Origin of the sequence: Corynebacterium ihumii (genome assembly GCF_028609825.1) — a bacterium.
GTDB classification, from domain to species: domain Bacteria; phylum Actinomycetota; class Actinomycetes; order Mycobacteriales; family Mycobacteriaceae; genus Corynebacterium; species Corynebacterium afermentans.
Window position 1 is genome coordinate 2,240,277 of sequence record NZ_CP063190.1, and the last position, 18,951, is coordinate 2,259,227.

The window sequence follows — 18,951 nt, forward strand, 5'->3', positions numbered from 1 at the left end:
AACGCTCATCCCGACCGAAGTTCCCGTTTATGCGCTCGCGAGCTTCTGCGTCACCCACGCGTTCAAGGAGACACCTTCTCTCGCGGCGTCCATGGCGAGGCGACGGTGAAGCGAGCTGCTGACGCGCACGTTAAACCGTCCGGAGAAATCACGTTGACCAAACGGCTGGGGGACTGGCTCCCCGGTTTGCTGCATGTCCGCGATTACCTCAGCAACAAGCGACCGGAGCCCGGCACTCGACCGCTGGGCGTCCTCATCGAGCCAGCTCAAGGACGGGAACTCGGCAACGGTGGACACGTACTCACCGTCCTCCTCCGACCAGACGGTTTGGTAGGTGTACTTGTCCGACAAGCGTTCAGTCATCGTCTACTCCTGCGTCGGCAATGGTACCGCCCATGGTACCACCCCACACCGCCGCGAACTCCGGCATCGCCAGCGCCCACTCCAAGGACACGCGCTCCTGCTCCAGGCGCTTCATACCGGAGGCGACCAGGAACCGGCGGGCGCGTTCCTCGTCATCGGTGAGGTGGGGGAGCACCCGGGTTGTGTCGCCGGGGTCGGCAACCGCGAGGTGCAGGAAGCGCTGCACCGTGTCCACGTCCATGGCCACGCTGACCACGGGGACGGAGGCGCCGTCGGCAGCCAGGCGGGTGCGCAGCGCATTCAGGATGGCGTAACCGTCCGCATCCGCGTCGCCCCAGTACAGCACCCGGCGCGCCGCGCGCACCCTCGGCAACTCCGGAAGCGCGCCTGCGGTGTACCCGGAGCCCCACACCAGGACCGCGCCCGACCCGTCGGGGGCTTGGGGCAGCGCCAGGAACGTCTCTTTGTTCTCCACCACGATCACCAACAAACCGTCCGGCAACGCCAACGACCCGAACGGCACGGCCACATCGACCAACCCGGGCGCGGGCGCGAGCGCGCCATCCAGAAACCGCACGCGCATCAGCCGGTCACCCTCGGCAAGGCCCAGGTCAGGCACCCCGAGCAGGCGCTGCAGCAGGCCGCGGTGGGAGGCGATCCACTTCGTGTCCAGGCCCTCGATGGGTACGGCGCGGGCGCGCAGACCGGAGGAAGGTTTCACGTGAAACCATCGCAGAGCAAGGCACAGGCGGGTGAAGTCGTCATCCTCCAACGCCAGCCAGGACGACCACGAGTGCGCCGCCCGCTCCCGAAACTCCGGCCAATCCGGGAACAACCCAACCAACACCGCGAACCGCTCCCGGGCCAGCGCCACCTCCCCGGCGCGGCCCGCCACCTCGGCCACGCGGTCCCACCCGCTCAACGTCACGCGCACAGGCACGTCCTGTTTGCCCAGTCCCGCCCAGGACCGGGTGGCCCACTCCACCTCCTCAGTGGGCTGCCAGGCTTGCCAGGCGCGGACGAACTCGCGGGCACCGGCCTCGTCGGCAAGCACCTGCGCGCGTGTTGGGGGATGCAGTGGCACGGAGACGGCCGAAGGTTCGTCGAGAAGCAGAAGCTCCATGTTGAACTTGACGGGCAACTGGTCAGGCAGGCGCATGAGTATCAATGAGCTCGAAGGTGGAACGCGCGACGGGGTCCTCGGTGTAGTGGACCACGATGGTGCCGTCGACGTAAGGGGAGAGGGTCTTGATCAGCTTCATCGGCGTGGCCAGCACCATGTGGAAGCCGAAGCTTTCAAACACGTCCATGGCGGTGCGGGTGAACACGGGGTCGGCGCGGTCGAAGGCCTCGTCCAGCACCACGGTGGCGTAGCGGGGCACGTCCGCGTCCACGCCCGCAAGGCGGTAGCGAAGCGCCGCGGCGAGGCAGAAGAACACCAGCTTCTGCGCCTGGCCGCCTGACAACGACGCGGAATCCACGTGGGTGTTGTGCACCGTGCCCTCGGCGTCCACCTCGTTGCCCACGAACTTCACATGCCTGCGGGTGTCCAGCACGACGGTGCGCCAACTGCGGTCAGCGCGCTCGGAGGAGCCGAGGCGGTCCATGATCTTGGCCAGGCGGTGGTAGCGCTCGATGGCGGTCTTCTCGTCCGCCTCGCTCAAACTGCCGGCGGTCGCTTCGCGCAGGTCCTGTAGGAAGTCACGCACGACGCGGTCGCGGTTGTCGCGGACCTCAATCTGCAGGTAGCGCCCCTCGGTGTACGGGGAGTGGCGCAGCGATGCGTTGATGGGGCCCAGGTTGGTCTCAATGTCGCTCTTCGCGCGCTGCAGCTCCTTGTAAATCGTGTTCAGGTGCATCACGGACTGGCCGTTGAGCAGGTCCAGGAAGCGGCCGCGGAACTCTGGCAGGCGGTCCGAGCGCAGCATCTCCAACCGCGCGATGGCCTCGCCGGCGAAATCGGCCGTAGCCTGCAGCTCCGCGGACTCCGCGGACCACTGGGACTTGTAGTTGGACAAGATGTTCACGACGGCGTTGCTGGACTCCGTGATCGTCTTCGCCGCCTGCTTCGCCTGCGCGTCCAGCTGCGCGGTGACCTTGAAGGCGCTGTCGCTCAAGTTCTCCGGGGTCAGGCGGCGCGTGGTGGCCGCCAGCATCGCCTCCAGCTGCTCCGCCAGCGCCGGGTCCACCTCCACGTGCTCCGACTCGATCCGCTTCAGCCGCGCCTGATCGTCCTGCAGCGCCCGCGTGGCCACGGCGAGCTCGTCGCGCACCTCGCGCAACTCCTGCTCGGTGGCCTTCAGCGTGTCGACGGCCTCGCGCCACGCCCGCTCCAGCTCCTTCGCTTCGGGGGAGGAGGTGAGCCGTTCAAGCTCGGCGCGCAGGCCAGCCAACTGCTCCTCGACGCTCGCGGTGTCCACGCTGGCCCACTCCATGGCGGCAATATCACGCGCCTTCGCCACATCACTGGCCAGCGCCTTCTGCTTGCGCTGCACCTCCGCCAGACGGTTGTCAGCCGCCGTGGTTGCACGTTTCGCCTCCGCCAGCTCCGCGCGCAGCGCCTCCACCTTTGCATGGTTGGAGGAGCCGAGGCGGTAGTTGCGCCGCTCGCCCAGGCGCAGCCGGTCGTTCTTCACGTACCGGGCGGAGCCGGTCCTATCGGCCGGGTTGCGCTCCAAGCCGTCGATGGTGGCCGCACGCTGGTCTTGCCGCTCCAGCTCGTCCACGGTGCGCACCAGGGCGTAGTCGAAGGTGCTGGCCAGCATGCGCATCAGCCACGGGCGCATCGGGTGCTCCACCACGCGCACCTTATGAAACAGGCTGAGCGGGTTCTTCGGCCCGCGCGGCACCTCCACGCCCTCAGGCACGGTGCGGTACTCAAGTCGCATCCCGAGGTGACGCCCGTTGACCCAACTGCTCACCTCGCGCTCACGCTCCGCCGGCACCAAAAGAGTCGCGGCAAACCCGCCGAGCAGGCGCTGGATCACGGGTTCCCATTCGGCGTGCTCGGGCAGCACGTCGATGAGCTCGCCCACGTACGGCAGCTCACGCACCGTCAGCCCGGTATCCGCGCACAACTGCGCGCGCACCTCCACGTAGCGCTGGTCAATGTTGGAGGAGCGGTTGCCTAACGACGCCAACTCCGCCCCCACCGCCGCCTCCGCGCTAGCAAGCCGATCCCGCTCACTTCTCGCGCCAAACCACTCTTCACGCAGTCGCTCTTCTTGCTCCGGCGCGGCCGCCAGCTCCGCCGACGCCTGGGCTTTCAGCTCCGCGAAACGCTCGGTGTCGAGCGCACCGTCCAGCTGCACTAGGGCCGCCAGTTCGCGCAGCCTCTCGCTCCGTACAGAAAGTTGGTGCTCCTCACGGGCGATGTTGCGCTCAATCTCGCCCAAGCTCTGGCCAGCCACCTGCTCCCGCTGCACCGCGGCGCGCTGCACCGCCTCCTGCTGGACGTCCTTGCGGGCTTCGAGAGATTGCGTCTGCACTTCGAGGGCGGCGAGTTGCGCGGAGCTGACGTCGATACGCTCGCGCAGCTGCTTCGCCTCAATCGCACGCCGCACGTTGGGCAGGGCGGCAGACAGCGCGGCAGTGTTCTCCTGCGTCGCCTGCGCATCCTTGAGTTTGGTGTTCAGCCCCGGCAGGGGAGCGAGCGTCTCAATCTGCTGGTGCACGTCCTCGAGCCGCTCGTACGCTTGGCGCAGATCCTCGTGCGTGGCCACGGCATCTTCCGCGACCTGGAACGTGCCCGGTACGTCCAGCATGTAGTTGCGGAACAGTTCGTCCATGCTGGACAAGGACTTCGCGGACTGCGTGCGGTGCAGCAACATCTGCGCTTCCTCGCTGCCGATACCCAGCTTCGAGCGGAAGCGGTTGGCAAACACGGAGTACTGGTCCGTGAACGTCACGCCAGCAGTCTTGTACTTCGCCTCCAGCTTGCGCTTGTCCAGGGAGTTCTGCAGCAGCGGCACGAACCCGTCCACGTCCACCTCGCTGGGGAAAATGCCGTAGAGCGTTTTCACCTGCGCTTCCTGCTGCTGGCCCGCGTTGAGGCGGTAGATCGCCGCGAGCGTGAGCACCTCGTTCCCGGCGCGGTAGGTCAACGCGACAATGCTGGCAGTCGCGCCTGAGCGCAGGTACTGGCTGCGGATCTCGCCGGTGGCGGGGTCTTCACTACGCCGCCACGCGCCGCGGATGTAGGAAACGCGGCTGCGTCCCTTGTCGCGGCCCGTTTCCTGCTGGGCGGCGGCGTTGAACCGCAGTTTGCCAGGCGGGACTAGTACGGCGGAAAATGCGTCGATAAGTGTGGATTTGCCCGAGCCGGACGCTCCAGTGATCAAAAACCCGCGCTCGCCAACGGGGATGTCGTAGTAGCCGTCGAACGTGCCCCAGTTGACCAGCTGCACGCGCGCGAGACGAAATTGCTCTATCACTGTTCTTCCCCTTCCTGTGCCAGGCGCAGGTACTCCTCGCGCAGCGCGTGGACCGTGTCCGCGTCGAAGATGTGGCGCAGCACGGGGGAGACCTCCCAGCGCCCCTCGGTCTCCGTGTCGGTGAGCAGGCTGTACTTGCGGATGGTGTTCACCGCCGCGGTGAACCGCTTCTTAAACCCGGACTCGTCGCGGTTATCCACCGCGCGGACGTAGCTAATGGCGCCGTACAGCTCGTCTTCGCCCACCACCACACGCTCGCCCGGGGTGGACATGCCCAGCTCGTGGCGCAGCTGCAGCAGGATCGCGGTTTGCAGGTGCGTCAGCGCCTCTGTGCGCAGCACCGGCGGCACCTTCACGTCCTCGTTGTCCGGGCGGACGTGGCGCGTGAACGCGATGCCGGCATCCTCGTCCACCACCAGTTCCAAAAACACGTCGTGCAGCCGCGAGCGCAGAGTCTCCGTGTCGGTGGTGATGGCGTGCCACGTCTCCTTCTTCCGGTCCGCGGTGATCAGCGGGCCTTTGAGCAGGTCCACCAGGGCGCGCCGGGTTTCCTCAGACAGGGTGCCTGTGTCGCCCGTCCACAGCGGTTCCGTCATTGCATCTCCTTTACTGCTGCGGCGTCGAAGTGCCACCGCGGGACCGTCGCTAAGCGAATGCTCCCATCCTCTTCCTCGAAGCGCACCTCTTCGCTGCCGTCTTGCCGCACCCCATGCTTAAGGGCCAGGTAGACAAGGCCCACCACAGACCCCAGGCCCTGGGTGGCGGGGTGGCGCTCGAGCACCTTGCCTATCGACGCCCCTCCGGCCCGCCCAACCGTCTCCCCAACAGCCGCAATCAGCTCCTCCAAATCGATCTCGCTTTCACGTACCGCCTGGTAGAGCGCCTCCGCGTCGCCCTCGCCGGGTTCGAACGCCTCCACCTCTGTGGTGATGACCTCCGCGCCCGGGTCCGCGAGCTTGATCTGCGCCACCGAGGCGATCTGCATCCCGATGCGCTGCAAGGGCGTGTCCATCTTGTGCGTGGCCGAAAGCTCCTCGCGCTCCGCGGCGTCGGCGGCGAGCTTGCGGGTGTCGCGCAACAGCTCGATCATGCGGCGGTCCTCGGCGAACTGCTCGCTGGCCACGTAGTTGCGCAGGTTGCGAGCCAGGCGCGTCATCATGCGGTTAACCTCGTAACCGGCATCCTCCATGTCGCGGAACAGGGTGCGGAACTGCGCACGCTCTTCTGCCGTCATCGCCGTGTTGTCGGTGCGCTCGAGCACCTGCCCGATCCACGTGTCCAGCCACGCGCCGCGCTCCGGGTCCACCACCAGCGAGTAGAACGCGTTGAAGCTTCTGCCCGCGTCGGATTCGCCGATCAGGTCCACGCCGGCAAAGATCTCGTCCAGCACGTCGCCTCGCGAGCCCTCCGGGTCCAGCAGCTGGCGCCGCAGCTGCGTATTCAGCGTTTCCAGCTCGTGTCTCACGCGGGCGAAGTCGCCCGGGATCGCGCTCGCCTGGCCCAAGATGTCGCCCACCCGTTCGCGCACGGTGGAGGGGGAGGGCAACTCAAACTCACCGCGTTCCACCTGCTCAATCTCCGCCTCGATGCGGGCGCGTTCGGCCTCGAGGTGCCTCAGGCGGGAGTCGATGTCCGGGTCCGTGTCCCGCGCGAGCGCTTGCAGGGCATTGCTTATCGACGCCACCCGGCTCGCCGTCACCGCCGACCTCGGTGCACTGACCCTATCCATCATCTGCAGCGCGGTGAGCGCTTGCTCGCTCGGCTCCAGCGTTTCGCCCGTTTCCTTGGTGCCAGATTTGCGCACGAGCCACCCGGCCTTCACCCAGTCGTTGCAGTACGCCTGGGGTGTTTTCGGCAGCTCGAAGGTGCCGCGCAGCACCGCAAAATCGTCCGCCATGAGCTGGTAGAGCTGCTCCGCCGGCCTCGCCTCCGCGCCGCGCGGGAAGTGCTCCGCCACAACCGCGAGCAGCACCGGGGCGTTGTCCGCGTGCAACAGGCGGATCGCGGCCGACTGCTCCTTCTCACGCTTATACGTCAGCGCTCGGGCCTGGATGGTCATGCCAGCTATCTTCCCATAACCCCCTCCCACCTGCTCCGAGAAACTTTTTTGCCCTACATGTAGACACACTGAGGGCGATAGTCTATATTCGCTTTTGGGCCCCTCCGCCCACGGTCCATCCCCCCGAGACCGGTTGAGCACTCACCCACCCCCCCATTTAGAGTGCGAGAAGGCGGAGGGGTTTCCGCTTGCTTAGAAGCTGGAGCTGCCACCTCCGGCGCTAAATCCCGAGGAAGACACGGAGCTGCTGCTCGACGACGCCGCCTGTTCCGCCTGCACGTTGGACTCGTGCCAAGAGTGCATGTGCACGTACGGCACGTACCCGCCGTACCAGAACCCGGACTCGTACACCGCGGGCGCCGTCAGCTTCTCGTGCTCCTTGACGTCGCTGAACTGCTTCTTCTTCACTTGGTCCAGGATCACGCGGTAATCGCCCAGCACGCGCACGAAGTCATCCAGGTAGGTGGGGGAGGAGGGGTTCGCGTCCAGCACCTCGATGCGCTGCATCAGCAGGTCCAGCTCGCGGCGCAGGCCGGAATCCCTCACCTCGCTGCGGGCGCGAAGCACATCCTCGCGGATGGTGCTCAGGTCCGCCCGGCGCGTGGCCGGGTCGCCGTGTTCAACGCCGAAGAGGCGGTCGATGTTGTCCTCGGCGTTGGAGACGTGGTCCACGCTCTCCGCGGCGTCCGCAAGCTGCTTGTGGTGCTTGTACACGTCCTTGTCGTCGTCCATGTTGATGGAGCTGAGTCCCTGCGCGCCGTGCACCAGCTCGTTCATGCTCAGGAAACGGTCGCGCACCTCGGCCCACTGGCGGCGCAGCGTCTCGTCCGCGAACGCCGAGGACAGCGAGTTCGCCCGGACATCCACCTCGTCCAGGCGGCCCGCGAGACGGGTGTACTCGTGGGTGACAAGCTCATAGTCCTCGTGGGCTTTCGCAATTGCTTTACGACGGTAATTCCGCACCGCCACCACACCCGCACCAACCGCCGTGGTAGCGCCGAACCCGCCCAGGGCGGAGCCGAAAACCGCCCCAGAGCGTTCGCCCTGCGCGTCGCTGAACTTCCGGTCCGACAGCCCGTCCGCGTCCATGGCCAAATTCGCCGTGCGGAACAGGCCCGAGGGGATGTTGCCTTCCTTCACGCCGGGTTTCATGGCATCCAGCAGGGATTCGCGATACGTGACGTCGTTAAGCATGAGCTCCTCGGAGACATCGTCGCCGCCGTAAATGGACGCCTGGCGCGGATCCAGGCCCAAGCCCACGATGAGCACTCCGTCGGCGGGGCGGCCATTTTCGCCCTTGGACTGGTCGATCAGCTCGGGGTACTGCGAGCGCAGCAGCTCCTCCACGTCGTCGAGGATGTTCTCGTGGTTGGTTTTGAACACCATGTAGTGGAAATCCGTGACAACATCGGCCGCGTTGATGTTGGCGGTGTCGCGCAACAGGCGCTGCTCGTCTTCGGGGGTGAGGACGTCCTGCGGGTCGTCGATAATCGCGCTCGGCGCGCCGGCTGCCTGCACGGTGAATTGATCGCGCTCCGGGACGTCAATGCTGGTGTAGGCGGCAGCCGCCCCACCTAGGCCGACGAGGGTGGCGACACCAAAGATGGCTGCTATCTCTTTCATCATTCCCATGTGCTCAGGGTAACCCGTGTAACGCGATGTGATGGTTTGGCGATACGCCTTTTACACGTGCCAGATCAGTGTCAGGTACCCGATTCACTAAAAGGAGATTGCCATGAAGCGCATCGCCACCGCTGCCGTTGCAGCAACCCTGTCCCTGTCCGCACTTTCCGCTCCGGCACTCGCAGCCGACGCTGACACCGCTCCGGCCAAGGAGAACCAGGGCAGCTCCGCCCAGGCTGAGGGCGACCAGGCTGCAGGCGAGAAGGTCGGCTCCTCCGAGGTATATAAGCAGTGCAAGGAGGGCAAGAAGGCTGAGTCCGAGCAGGGCAAGGACGCCACCGCCGGTAAGGACGGCGACAAGGCCGAGCCGGGCAAGGAGAAGGGCTCCAACAACGCCACCGGTGAGTGCATTCAGCAGCTCATCGACAACCCGGAGACCAAGCCCGGCATCCTGGGTCTGCTGATCGGCGTGCCGCTCGCCCTCGTTGCACTGCTCGGCGCAGCAGCAGCGTTCTCCGGCTCCATCCCGGGTCTTTCCCTCCCGGCTCTGCCGGGCCTGCCGATGTAATTCGGCTATACAAGCCTTCTTCTAACCCGGTTCCCGCAGCGTGGGGGCCGGGTTATTGTTTTGCTACGTACCAGTACGAGAGTTCTCCCTCCGCTCACAAGGGTTTCGCAGACAGGCTCCGTAGAAAGTTTGTGATCCGGGCGAGACACCCGGGATGAATCCGACACGAGAAGGAGAATTATGTCTGCAAACACTCGTATTGCCGCATCGGCTACCGCACTCGTGCTGGCTGCCGCCGGCCTCACCGCCTGCAATGACAGTGACGGCGACACGGACACCACCGGCGTGAACCCGTCCGGTGCCGTGACCTCCGAGGACCCGGTGTCCGGCGGTTCTTCCTCCGGCGGTTCCATGTCCGACAGCTCCGCTGGTGGCTCTTCCGCGGGCGGTTCCTCTGTCGGCGGTTCCTCCGCAGACGGCTCGGTGTCTGACGGTTCCGCAGGTGGCTCCATGTCCGGTGGTTCTTCCGCGGGCGGCTCCGCATCCGGCGACACCGGCCTCGGCGGCGCGGAGATGACCGATTCCCCGCTGGGCGACGCTGAAATGTCGGACTCCCCGCTGGGCGACGCTGAAATGTCGGACTCCCCGCTGGGTGGCGCTGAGGCCCCGGAGGCGGTTGACCCGCTGAGCCCGCAGGTCACGCCGTAAACACATCGGCCTAATGGCGTCGGCGCGGAGATTCCCTTCCTCCGCACCGGCGCCTTTTTCGCAGTTAGAACGGCTCCTGCACCGCGCGGGTAATCACCACGGCATCGGTATCAATGCGTTCGTGCAACTGCCTATCGACGTCCTCCGGTCCATCCGACGTCAACAACCATCCCGCCCACGCATCCTTGCCGGGGGAGAAGTGCCCGTCGCCTTTACCGATGATGTTTAACGTGGCATCCCTCAACCACAGCGGGCCGACCAACCCCGCATGCTCCGTGCCCTCGAGCGGGGCCACGTACGGCTGGTAGGCGACGGCGTTGAGGTCGGCCACGGTGTCGTCGAAAAGCTTCTGCGCCAGCAGCATGTGCTCGGGCGAGCCGAGGTAGACGATGGTGGTGAGTGACAGGGGGCCCTGCGGCTCGTCGCGAAGTGTGAGGTCCATGAGGCCCCCGAGGCTGGCAGGGAGGTGCGTCGGCGCGTCGTGGTCCTCGAAGAAGAATTTTTCGATGGCGTTGTCGCGGTTGGTGGTGGCGAAATCCACGAGGGCGTTGAGCTCGTACAGCCGCATCTGGTCCGGGGCGGGCAGGTTGTCGTAGGCCGCTTGGCAGCGCAGGTCCCAGAGAGTGAACTCGTCCTCGATAGGGTGGGGGCGAGGGGAAACCGTCGAGATGACAGCGCCGCTCGTCTCAATGCGCTGTCGGTAGAGCGCGTACGCCTCCTCCAGGTCGCGCTCGTGTGCCACAAAATGGGTGGTGACGATCTCGAAGGACATGCGCAAGAGGGTAGTCGATTGTGCAGGGCAAGGAGTGGTGCGGAGATCAGCGATGTTTCACGTGAAACATGGCTAAAAGAAAACCGCCCCGGAGGGCGGTTGAGCGTGATAGTAGGGGACTGCTACACAGCGGTAGAGCCGGTGGCGGGGGAAGCCGAAGGCTCGTCGATAGGCGATTGCTTGTGGATCTTGCCCGACGCGAACTTGTTCACGATGAGCGCGACCGCGCCGTCGCCGGTGACGTTGGCGGCGGTGCCGAAGGAGTCGACCACGATGTAGGACGCGATCATGAGCGAGAGCATCGAGTCGTCGAAGCCCAGGTTGGACTGCAGCAGGCCGGCAGCCGCCATGATGGCGCCGCCCGGCACGCCCGGGGCCGCGATCATCATGATGCCCAGCAGGAGGATGAAGCCGAAGATCTCGCTGCCAGAGACGTCCAGGCTGGCCATGTACACGATGGATAGCGTGTAGAGCATGATCTTCATCATCGAACCGGACAGCTGGATGGTGGCGCATAGCGGGACCACGAAGCCGGCGACGTCCTCGTCCACGTTGTTTTTCAGCGTGGACTCGTAGGTGACCGGGATGCTCGCGGCGGACGACGAGGTGCCCAGGGCGGTGAAGTACGCCGGCAGCATGTTCTTCAGGGCCTTGAACGGGTTCACGCCCGCGACCGCGCCGGCAACCAAGTACTGCATCAGCACGATGGCCACGGTCATGACCACGGACAGCAGCAGCACCACACCCATGGCGGCCATGGTGTCGGCGAAGTTCTCGTTCATGCCCAGGCCCAGGAAGGTGCCGAAGATGTACAGCGGCAGCAGCGGGATCACGAACGTGACCACGACTTTGAGCACGACGTCGTTGAGCTCTTGCAGCACGTTGTGCAGGTTGTCCGACTTCACCGCCGTCATGGCCAGGCCCACCACGAAGGCGAGTAGCAGCGAGGACATAATCGCCAGCGGCGGCGGCATCTCCACAGTGAAGTAGGGGGTCAGGCCACCCTCGTCCGGGTCGGCCACGTTGGTAATCAAGTCCCTGCCGGCCAGCAGCTTCGGGTACAGCGCGGTGCCGGTGCCCCAGGCGATCAGGCCGGAGATGACGGTGGAGCTGAAGGCCACGCCCGCGGTGATGCCCAGCCACTTGCCGGCGCCGCGGCCCAGGCCCGCGATGGCGGGCGCGATGAGCGCGAAGATCAGCACCGGGACGAAGAAGCCGAGGAAGTTGGAGAACAGTCCGTTGAAGGTGATAAAGATGCGAGCAAGCCAGTCCGGGAAGAACAGGCTGCACAAGAACCCGAGGATGATGGCGACAACTACCCAGAAGAGTAGCGACCCTAAAAGCTTACTTTTCATGTGTCCAGAGTAGCCGGTGATTATACAGCAGACTGCATTTTTGGGGGCTTTTCTTTCGTGTCTACCCTCGCCGTATGCTTGGGAGCCATGAGCCCGTTTGAAAATATGAGCACTCTCAACGTCGTCGTCGGCATTATCTTTATCCTGCTGACCCTGCTTCTGCTCATCCCCGGCGCGCTGGCCTCTCTGGGCAACCTGCCGGGCAACAAGTGGTTCGGTCTGCACGTTCCGGCGGTGCGCAAGGACCGCGCGATTTGGGACCAGGCCCACAAGGTTGCCGGCCCGTTCTGGGTGTTGGCGGGTGTGGCGCTGGCGTTCGGCGCGGCGTTTTCCTTCATCGCCTCCGGGTGGATGTGGGTGCTGCCGGCGGTGGCGTTGGTGGCGGCCGTCGTCGCGGCGTCGTTGGGCGGCAACTTCGGCGCGCGTGCGGCCGCGGCGGTGGAGCAGGCGCGTGAGAAGCAGGCGGATGAGCCCAAGCCCGCAGTGAACATCGATGCTTTGCGACGAGCCGCCGGCCACGCCGACGAACAGAAGTAGGTCCCCATGAATTGGCAAGAAGCGATCCTGACCGTGTTGCGCAAGGCGGGTGAGCCGATGGCATACAAGGACATTGCCGCCGAGATCGTCCGCCGCGGTTTAGTGGATGCCCCGCACATGAACCCGGAGATTGCCACCCACGCCGCCATTACCGGCCTGAAGGTGGACGGCGTGGTCGCCTCAGCGCCACGCGGAAAGTACCGTCTCCCTGAATAAAATTCCCGGTGGAATACCGGTTCCGCTATAGTTGTCAATTGTGACGTACATGACTTCTTTGAACTGGTGGTGGCTCGCCTAACTGGCGCGCCCCCTTCGAAGTCACGGCCCGCCAGCTTGCACCCCAAGCGCCGCGGGCCTTTTTCACCCTCGGTGCAATGAATACGCCAAAACCGAGGACCACATGCATTACACCCACCGCGAGGTGCGCTACCACGAGGACATGGCCAGCCTCTTCGCCCACGTCGGCGGACTCGACGCGGAAGATTCCGTGCTGCTCGAGTCCGCCGACATCACCACCCGTAACGGCCTGCAATCCGTGGCGGTGCTGCGCGCGTCTGTGCGCGTGACCTGCACTGGCAACCGCGTGACGGTGCAGCCGCTGACCCCATCCGGCGAGGTCATCGCAGCAAACCTCGGCCTGGAGGAGTACCGGGTGGGGGAGGGCGTCTACGAGTTTCCCGCATCACGCGCCGCCGACGAGCGCGAGCGTCCCACCGCCCCGTCTTCCGCGGACGTGCTCCGTGCGCTGTCCACGCGCGCCAGCTACGGCAACGAGGACTTCCCGTTTCTCGCCGGCGGATTCGCCTACGACTACCTGGACTCTTTCGAGCCGCTGCCCTCTGTGGAGGTCGGCCCGAACACCTACCCGGACTTCCAGTTCGTGCTCGCCGAGGTTCTCCTGCGCATCAACCATGAAACATCCACGGCGTACCTCGCGGGCGTCGATGCGCATGGCGAGGGCATCGATCTTGAGCCGCTCGCGTCGCTTATCGACGCCCCCGTGCCAGCCTACGAACCAACCACCGGGGAGGCGGAGCGTGCCGTCGTCAAGGCGACTGTGCCCGACGCCGACTTCCGCGCAGACGTGGAGGGGCTCAAAGCACACATCGCGGGTGCGGCCAAGGCGTTCCTCGCCGCGGGACGGCCCTTCCCGGTGACGGGCAAAGGGATCATGGACACCGCGGGCACCGGCGGCGACGGCGCCAACACCATCAACATCACCACCGCCGCCTCCCTCATCGCCGCCGCCGGCGGGGTGAAGATGATCAAGTGCGGCAACCGCTCGGTGTCCTCCAAGTCCGGCTCGGCCGATGTGCTGGAGGCGCTGAACATCCTGCTGGACCTCGACCCGCAGCGCGCGGTGCGCCAGTTCGAGTCCTCGAACTTCACGTTCCTGTTCGCCCCGGCGTACAATCCAGCGATCGCTTTCGTGCAACTGGTGCGCAAGAAACTTGGGGTGAGCACGCTATTTAATACGATGGGCCCATTATTGAGTCCCGAAAGACCTGAATTCCAAATAATGGGGATTGCCAATCATAAGCTGGGGACCACTATTGCGGAGACCATGAAATCGCTCGGCCGTTCCCGCGCGCTTGTAGTGCACGGCGCCGGCACGGACGAGATCGCGGTCCACGGCGAGACCCTCGTCTGGGAGCTCAAGGACGGAGCGATTTCTCACTATACCGTGGAGCCGGCGGAGCTTGGCGTCGATACGCATACGCTCGAGAACCTCCGCGGGAGCGACGGCGAGCACAACGCCGCCGCCATGCGCGCGACCTTCGCGGGGGAGGGGCCGGCCGCGCACCGCGACGCCGTGGCCGTGAACGCGGGCGCGATGTTCTACCTCTACGGCATTGCGGACTCGCTCGCCGCCGGCACGGCGCATGCGAAGCAGTTGCTTGCCGACGGCTCCGTGTCCCAGTGGCTCACCACCCACGAGGAGGCGGACTACAGTGGTTAAGATTTTGACCGAAATTGTGGCCAACCGTAAGCGTCACATTGACGGAATTAGACAACGTATCGGTCACGTTGCTTTCGACACGTTACGTTCTTCTGAGCGGTCCCTCTACGACGCACTGGCCGCCCCGGGCGCCTCCTACATCATGGAGTGCAAGTCCGCCTCGCCCTCGCTCGGCACGATCCGCGAGGACTACAAGCCGGGGGAGATCGCAAGCATCTACTCGCGCTACGCCTCGGCGATCTCCGTGCTGTGCGAGCCCGACCACTTCGGCGGGGACTACGACCACCTCGCCACCGTCGCCGCCACCACGCACCTGCCGGTGCTGTGCAAGGACTTCATCGTCGACGAGGTGCAGATCTACGCCGCCCGCTACTTCGGCGCGGACGCGGTGCTGCTGATGCTGTCGGTGCTGTCTGACGAGGAGTACACGCACCTGGCCTCGGTCGCGGAATCGCTGCGCATGGACGTTCTTACCGAAGTCATCGACGAGGACGAGGCCGCGCGGGCCGCGAAGTTGGGCGCCAGGATCTTCGGCGTGAACCACCGCAACCTCCACGACCTTTCCATCCACCTCGACCGCTCCGCGCGCCTGGCCGACCTCGCGCCGGACGGGGCAGTGGTGGTGGCCGAGTCCGGTATTCGCGACGCCGCGACCGTTCGCCAGCTCGGCGGACACTCGGACGCGTTCCTCGTCGGCTCGCAGCTGACCTCCCAGCCGGACATCGACCGCGCCTGCCGCGATCTGGTGTACGGGCCGAACAAGGTCTGCGGGCTGATCTTCGAGGAAGCCTCCCCACGCAATGTTTCACGTGAAACGGCCGCGGAGATTATCGCCACGGAGCCGGGGCTGGACTACGTCGCGGTGTCGCGCCGCACCGATGGCTACGCCCAACTGGCCCAGCCCGGCATCACCGCCGTGCAGGTCCACGCCCCATACCAGGGCTCGATCGAGGCGGAACGCGAACTGCTTGCGCGTGTGCGTGCCGAGGTCGATGTCCAGGTGTGGCGCGCTATTGACATGACCGGGCCCAATGATGCGGCGGGCGTGGCGGAGCTCGTCAATAAGCTTGTGCTCGATTCCGGCGCCGGCGGGACGGGGGAGCGGTTCGACTGGTCGCGCATTCCCACCACCGACGCGCTGCTCGCCGGCGGCCTGACCCCCGACAACCTCACCGACGCGCTGGGTACCGGCTGCACCGGCCTCGACCTCAACTCCGGCTTCGAAGACCCCCTCGGCCACAAGGACGCCGCTGCCTTGCGACGAGGACTTGCCACCATCCGAAACTTCCACACTTAAGGACAAAAACATGACCCTGCTCCCTGCCTACTACGGCGAGTTCGGCGGACAGTTCGTCCCTGAGTCGCTCATCCCGGCGCTCGACCAGCTTGAGCGAGCCTTCGTCGACGCGTTCAACGACGAGGCGTTCATGAGCGAGTACCGCTGCCTGCTCCGCGACTACCTCGGCCGACCCACCCCGCTCACCGAGTGCCGCAACCTGCCGCTGGAGGGCAACGCGCGCATCTTCCTCAAGCGCGAGGACCTCGTCCACGGTGGCGCGCACAAGACCAACCAGGTCATCGGTCAGGCACTGTTGGCCAAGCAGATGGGAAAGACCCGCATTATTGCGGAGACCGGCGCCGGCCAGCACGGCACCGCCACCGCGCTCGCCTGCGCGCTGCTCGGCTTGGAGTGCGTGATCTACATGGGCAAGACTGATATGGAACGCCAGGCACCGAACGTCTACCGCATGCGGTTGATGGGCGCGGAGGTCGTCGGAGTGGAATCCGGCGCGGGCACGCTCAAAGACGCGGTGAACGAGGCGCTCCGCGACTGGACCGCCACCTTCCACGAATCCCACTATTTCCTTGGCACCGCGGCCGGGCCGCACCCGTTCCCGAAGATCGTCAAAGAGTTCCACCGCGTGATCTCCACCGAGGCCCGCGCCCAGTTCTTCGAACGCACCAACCGACTCCCGGACGTCGTTGTCGCCTGCGTCGGCGGCGGCTCCAACGCGATTGGCACATTCGCCGACTTCATCGACGACACCAGTGTCGAGCTCGTCGGCGCCGAACCCGGGGGAGAGGGCTTCAGCCTCGGCGCCCACGGCGCGGCCATCGCCCAGGGCACGACCGGCCTGCTCCACGGCACGTACTCCTACCTGATGTGCGACGAGGACGGCCAGGTGCAGGATTCCTACTCCATCTCGGCCGGCCTGGACTACCCGGGCGTGGGCCCGGAGCACGCGCACCTGGCCAAGTCCGGCCGCGCGAAGTACGTGCCCGTCACTGACGACGAGGCCCTCGACGCCTTCCAGGCACTGTCGCGCCACGAGGGCATCATCCCCGCGCTCGAGTCCTCCCACGCTCTCGCATACGCCCTCAAGCGTGCCGCCGACCACCCCGCCGACGTCGAGCCGCTGCACATCCTGGTCACCTTGTCCGGCCGCGGCGACAAAGACATCGCCCACGTGCGAGCTTCGCTCGCAGATAGAGAGGAGAAGTAAATGAGCCGCTACGACAAACTCTTCGCTAGAGAAGAAGGCGCGTTCGTGCCCTTCATCATGCTCTCGGACCCGACACCGGAGGATGCGGTGGAAATCGTCTCCGCCGTCGTCGATGCCGGCGCGGACGCCGTTGAGCTCGGCGTGCCGTTCTCCGACCCCGTCGCAGATGGCCCCGCCATTCAGGGTGCGCATGTGAGGGCGTTGGCGGACGGAGCGACCGTCGAGAAGGCGCTTGCGCAAATCCGCACCATCCGCAGCCGCTACCCGGAGCTGCCCATCGGCATGCTGGTGTACGGCAACGTTGCGCGCGCGCGGCCTCGAACGCTTCTACCGCGAGTTCAAGGAGGCGGGCGCGGACAGCATTTTGCTTCCCGACGTCCCCGTGCGCGAATCCGCCCCCTTCAGCGCAGCCGCCACCGCGGCCGGCATCGACCCGATCTACATCGCCCCGGCGAAGGCCTCGGAGAAAACGCTCGAGGCGGTGGCCGCTCACTCGCGCGGCTACATCTACGCCATCTCGCGCGACGGTGTGACCGGTGCGGACAAGGAGGCGACGGTGCAGGGCCTGCGCGAGGTCGTCGACAATGTGCAGAAGTTCGGTGGGCCGCCGGTGCTGCTGGGCTTCGGAATCTCGAAACCGCAGCACGTGCGCGACGCGATCGCCGCGGGCGCCGCGGGCGCCGCGGGCGCGATCACCGGCTCGGCGATCACCACCATCATCGCTAAGTACATCGAGGGCAACCGCGTTACCGACATGGACGCGCTGAAAACCGAGCTCACCGAGTACGTCCAGGCCATGAAGGGCGCTACGATCGCATCATGACCTGTTCACGACGCATGTTCCTGCTCGGCACCGCAACCACGTTTGCCGGTGCGTTCCTCGCCGCCTGCGGAGAGGCGGCCCCTGAAGAAGTTGCCAAGACCGATGTGCCCGTCGGCTCCGCGGTGATCCTGGACAAGTTCATCATCGCCCAGCCCACCGCCGGCACCTACGTAGCGTACTCCAGCGTGTGCCCGCACCAGCAGAAGAAGATCACCAAGGTCGAGGGCGACACCGTCAAGTGCACCGCCCACGGCTCGGTGTTCAATATCGCCGACGGCGCCCGCGTCTCCGGCCCGGCCGTCACAGGGATGCGCGAGGTCCCCGTGACCGACGGCGGCGACAAAGTCGCCGTTTCCGAGTAAATGAAGAAGCTCGACCCGCTTCTCGTCGGCATCGTTGTCGCGGCGGCGCTCGCGTTCGTGCTGCCCGCCCAGGGCGCGTTCGCGGACGGGTTCGCCGTCGCGGTGAAGCTGGGCATCGCGCTGCTGTTCTTCCTCTACGGCGCGCGCCTGTCCACCCAGGAGGCGCTGAAGGGCCTGACCAACTGGCGCCTTCACGCGCTGATCCTGGCGTTCACGTTTGTCATCTACCCGGTGATCGGCCTCCTCGCCCGCCCGACGGTGTCGTTCATGTCAGAGGACCTGTACCAGGGCCTGCTGTTCATGACGTTGGTGCCGTCCACAGTCCAGTCCTCGGTGGCGCTCACCGGCGTCGCGCGCGGCAACGTCTCGGGCGCGGTGGTGGCGGCGTCGGTGTCCTCGCTGGTCGGCGTAGTGGCCACGCCGCTTTTGGTGATGTGGCTGATGGGTGCCGGCGACGGGGTATCCGTGGACGCCTCCGTGTTCGGCGACATCGCCCTACAGCTTCTCCTTCCGTTCGTCCTGGGCCAGCTCGCGCACAACTTCGTCCCGCGAGTGGGGGAGCTGGCCAAGTCGAAGGCGACCAAGATCGTTGACCGCGGCTCCATCTGGATGGTGGTCTACTCGGCGTTCTCCCGCGGCGTCGTCTCCGGCGTGTGGTCCAATGTCTCCGCGTGGGAGATCGTGTTCCTCACCGTGTTCTCGTGCGTGCTGGTCGTCGCTATGCTGTGGCTGACCCGCATCCTCCCGGAGGCGCTGCATTTCCCGCGCGAGGACCGCGTTGCGATCCAAATGTGCGGCACCCAGAAGTCGCTCGCGACCGGCCTGCCCATGGCCACCGTCATCTTCGGCGGCGCCTCGCTCGGCGTGCTGATCATCCCGCTGATGATCTACCACATGTGCCAACTGGTCATCTGCTCCGCGTACGCCTCCCGAATTTCTTAGGA

At 65.8% G+C, this 18,951-nt stretch carries 16 protein-coding genes and 3 pseudogenes; 11 read left to right on the forward strand and 8 right to left on the reverse strand.

The window, feature by feature from the left end; genetic code table 11:
- Window positions 1–27: 27 nt before the first annotated feature.
- The 6 genes from CIHUM_RS10810 to CIHUM_RS10835 all read right to left on the reverse strand — a co-directional run bounded on the left by CIHUM_RS10810 (window position 28) and on the right by CIHUM_RS10835 (window position 8,487).
- Window positions 28–363, reverse strand: a complete 336-nt coding sequence (locus tag CIHUM_RS10810) for a type II toxin-antitoxin system HicB family antitoxin (protein ID WP_034996621.1) — start codon at window positions 361–363, stop codon at window positions 28–30.
- Window positions 356–1,522 (reverse strand): DUF3322 domain-containing protein, encoded by a 1,167-nt coding sequence (locus CIHUM_RS10815; RefSeq protein WP_051106185.1) that lies wholly within the window; start codon window positions 1,520–1,522, stop codon window positions 356–358. The genes CIHUM_RS10810 and CIHUM_RS10815 overlap by 8 nt, the downstream gene beginning before the upstream one ends.
- Complete coding sequence (locus CIHUM_RS10820; protein WP_034996624.1) at window positions 1,509–4,796, reverse strand: ATP-binding protein; 3,288 nt, start codon at window positions 4,794–4,796, stop codon at window positions 1,509–1,511. Before CIHUM_RS10820 ends, CIHUM_RS10815 begins: the two co-directional genes overlap by 14 nt.
- The gene (locus CIHUM_RS10825) at window positions 4,793–5,392 is read right to left on the reverse strand and encodes a DUF4194 domain-containing protein (protein WP_034996626.1); all 600 of its coding nucleotides are present in this window, start codon (window positions 5,390–5,392) and stop codon (window positions 4,793–4,795) included. Before CIHUM_RS10825 ends, CIHUM_RS10820 begins: the two co-directional genes overlap by 4 nt.
- A complete protein-coding gene (locus CIHUM_RS10830; RefSeq protein WP_034996629.1) occupies window positions 5,389–6,855 on the reverse strand; it encodes a DUF3375 domain-containing protein in 1,467 nt (488 codons plus the stop codon). The genes CIHUM_RS10825 and CIHUM_RS10830 overlap by 4 nt, the downstream gene beginning before the upstream one ends.
- A 192-nt stretch (window positions 6,856–7,047) precedes the next feature.
- Window positions 7,048–8,487 carry a hypothetical protein gene (locus CIHUM_RS10835; RefSeq protein ID WP_074431950.1) on the reverse strand — a complete coding sequence of 480 codons (1,440 nt, stop codon included), beginning with the start codon at window positions 8,485–8,487 and terminating at the stop codon, window positions 7,048–7,050.
- 103 nt (window positions 8,488–8,590) lie between these two features.
- Between CIHUM_RS10835 and CIHUM_RS10840 the strand changes: the two genes are divergently transcribed.
- Together CIHUM_RS10840 and CIHUM_RS10845 are read left to right on the forward strand one after the other, a co-directional pair.
- Window positions 8,591–9,046 carry a hypothetical protein gene (locus CIHUM_RS10840; RefSeq protein WP_034996631.1) on the forward strand — a complete coding sequence of 152 codons (456 nt, stop codon included), beginning with the start codon at window positions 8,591–8,593 and terminating at the stop codon, window positions 9,044–9,046.
- A gap of 180 nt (window positions 9,047–9,226) precedes the next feature.
- The gene (locus CIHUM_RS10845) at window positions 9,227–9,694 is read left to right on the forward strand and encodes a hypothetical protein (RefSeq protein WP_051106188.1); all 468 of its coding nucleotides are present in this window, start codon (window positions 9,227–9,229) and stop codon (window positions 9,692–9,694) included.
- A 64-nt stretch (window positions 9,695–9,758) separates the two neighbouring features.
- Here the strand turns inward: CIHUM_RS10845 and CIHUM_RS10850 are convergent, their stop codons facing one another.
- Window positions 9,759–10,466 (reverse strand): hypothetical protein, encoded by a 708-nt coding sequence (locus CIHUM_RS10850; protein ID WP_051106190.1) that lies wholly within the window; start codon window positions 10,464–10,466, stop codon window positions 9,759–9,761.
- Window positions 10,467–10,588: 122 nt separating this feature from the next.
- Window positions 10,589–11,821 (reverse strand): dicarboxylate/amino acid:cation symporter, encoded by a 1,233-nt coding sequence (locus tag CIHUM_RS10855; RefSeq protein WP_034996634.1) that lies wholly within the window; start codon window positions 11,819–11,821, stop codon window positions 10,589–10,591.
- 87 nt (window positions 11,822–11,908) lie between these two features.
- On the opposite strand from CIHUM_RS10855, the gene CIHUM_RS10860 reads away from it, so the two are divergent.
- The 9 genes and pseudogenes from CIHUM_RS10860 to CIHUM_RS10900 all read left to right on the forward strand — a co-directional run bounded on the left by CIHUM_RS10860 (window position 11,909) and on the right by CIHUM_RS10900 (window position 18,949).
- Window positions 11,909–12,358, forward strand: coding sequence for an SdpI family protein (locus CIHUM_RS10860; protein WP_238635415.1), 450 nt, complete (start codon window positions 11,909–11,911; stop codon window positions 12,356–12,358).
- 6 nt (window positions 12,359–12,364) lie between these two features.
- Window positions 12,365–12,574 (forward strand): winged helix-turn-helix domain-containing protein, encoded by a 210-nt coding sequence (locus CIHUM_RS10865; RefSeq protein ID WP_034996639.1) that lies wholly within the window; start codon window positions 12,365–12,367, stop codon window positions 12,572–12,574.
- 223 nt (window positions 12,575–12,797) lie between these two features.
- Window positions 12,798–13,280 (forward strand): annotated as a pseudogene (locus CIHUM_RS10870) (anthranilate synthase component 1); the annotation flags it as partial.
- Between the two features lie 177 nt (window positions 13,281–13,457).
- Window positions 13,458–14,318 (forward strand): annotated as a pseudogene (gene trpD, locus CIHUM_RS10875) (anthranilate phosphoribosyltransferase); the annotation flags it as partial.
- The gene (locus CIHUM_RS10880) at window positions 14,311–15,615 is read left to right on the forward strand and encodes a bifunctional indole-3-glycerol phosphate synthase/phosphoribosylanthranilate isomerase (protein WP_034996641.1); all 1,305 of its coding nucleotides are present in this window, start codon (window positions 14,311–14,313) and stop codon (window positions 15,613–15,615) included. The pseudogene trpD and the gene CIHUM_RS10880, both read left to right, overlap by 8 nt.
- A 10-nt stretch (window positions 15,616–15,625) precedes the next feature.
- Window positions 15,626–16,822, forward strand: a complete 1,197-nt coding sequence (trpB, locus tag CIHUM_RS10885; RefSeq protein ID WP_034996643.1) for a tryptophan synthase subunit beta — start codon at window positions 15,626–15,628, stop codon at window positions 16,820–16,822.
- Window positions 16,823–17,645: pseudogene (gene trpA, locus CIHUM_RS10890) on the forward strand (tryptophan synthase subunit alpha). It abuts the gene before it with no gap.
- Window positions 17,642–18,007 (forward strand): Rieske (2Fe-2S) protein, encoded by a 366-nt coding sequence (locus CIHUM_RS10895; RefSeq protein WP_074431951.1) that lies wholly within the window; start codon window positions 17,642–17,644, stop codon window positions 18,005–18,007. Before trpA ends, CIHUM_RS10895 begins: the two are co-directional and overlap by 4 nt.
- Window positions 18,008–18,949, forward strand: a complete 942-nt coding sequence (locus CIHUM_RS10900; RefSeq protein ID WP_034996649.1) for a bile acid:sodium symporter family protein — start codon at window positions 18,008–18,010, stop codon at window positions 18,947–18,949. It begins immediately after the preceding gene.
- Window positions 18,950–18,951: the final 2 nt, after the last annotated feature.

Coding starts and splice junctions, on each gene's coding strand:
- CIHUM_RS10810 (WP_034996621.1), bottom strand. CDS start 363: ATGACTGAACGCTTGTCGGACAAGTACACCTACCAAACCGTCTGGTCG.
- CIHUM_RS10815 (WP_051106185.1), bottom strand. CDS start 1,522: ATGCGCCTGCCTGACCAGTTGCCCGTCAAGTTCAACATGGAGCTTCTG.
- CIHUM_RS10825 (WP_034996626.1), bottom strand. CDS start 5,392: ATGACGGAACCGCTGTGGACGGGCGACACAGGCACCCTGTCTGAGGAA.
- CIHUM_RS10830 (WP_034996629.1), bottom strand. CDS start 6,855: ATGACCATCCAGGCCCGAGCGCTGACGTATAAGCGTGAGAAGGAGCAG.
- CIHUM_RS10835 (WP_074431950.1), bottom strand. CDS start 8,487: ATGGGAATGATGAAAGAGATAGCAGCCATCTTTGGTGTCGCCACCCTC.
- CIHUM_RS10840 (WP_034996631.1), top strand. CDS start 8,591: ATGAAGCGCATCGCCACCGCTGCCGTTGCAGCAACCCTGTCCCTGTCC.
- CIHUM_RS10845 (WP_051106188.1), top strand. CDS start 9,227: ATGTCTGCAAACACTCGTATTGCCGCATCGGCTACCGCACTCGTGCTG.
- CIHUM_RS10850 (WP_051106190.1), bottom strand. CDS start 10,466: ATGTCCTTCGAGATCGTCACCACCCATTTTGTGGCACACGAGCGCGAC.
- CIHUM_RS10855 (WP_034996634.1), bottom strand. CDS start 11,821: ATGAAAAGTAAGCTTTTAGGGTCGCTACTCTTCTGGGTAGTTGTCGCC.
- CIHUM_RS10860 (WP_238635415.1), top strand. CDS start 11,909: ATGAGCCCGTTTGAAAATATGAGCACTCTCAACGTCGTCGTCGGCATT.
- CIHUM_RS10865 (WP_034996639.1), top strand. CDS start 12,365: ATGAATTGGCAAGAAGCGATCCTGACCGTGTTGCGCAAGGCGGGTGAG.
- trpB (WP_034996643.1), top strand. CDS start 15,626: ATGACCCTGCTCCCTGCCTACTACGGCGAGTTCGGCGGACAGTTCGTC.
- CIHUM_RS10895 (WP_074431951.1), top strand. CDS start 17,642: ATGACCTGTTCACGACGCATGTTCCTGCTCGGCACCGCAACCACGTTT.
- CIHUM_RS10900 (WP_034996649.1), top strand. CDS start 18,008: ATGAAGAAGCTCGACCCGCTTCTCGTCGGCATCGTTGTCGCGGCGGCG.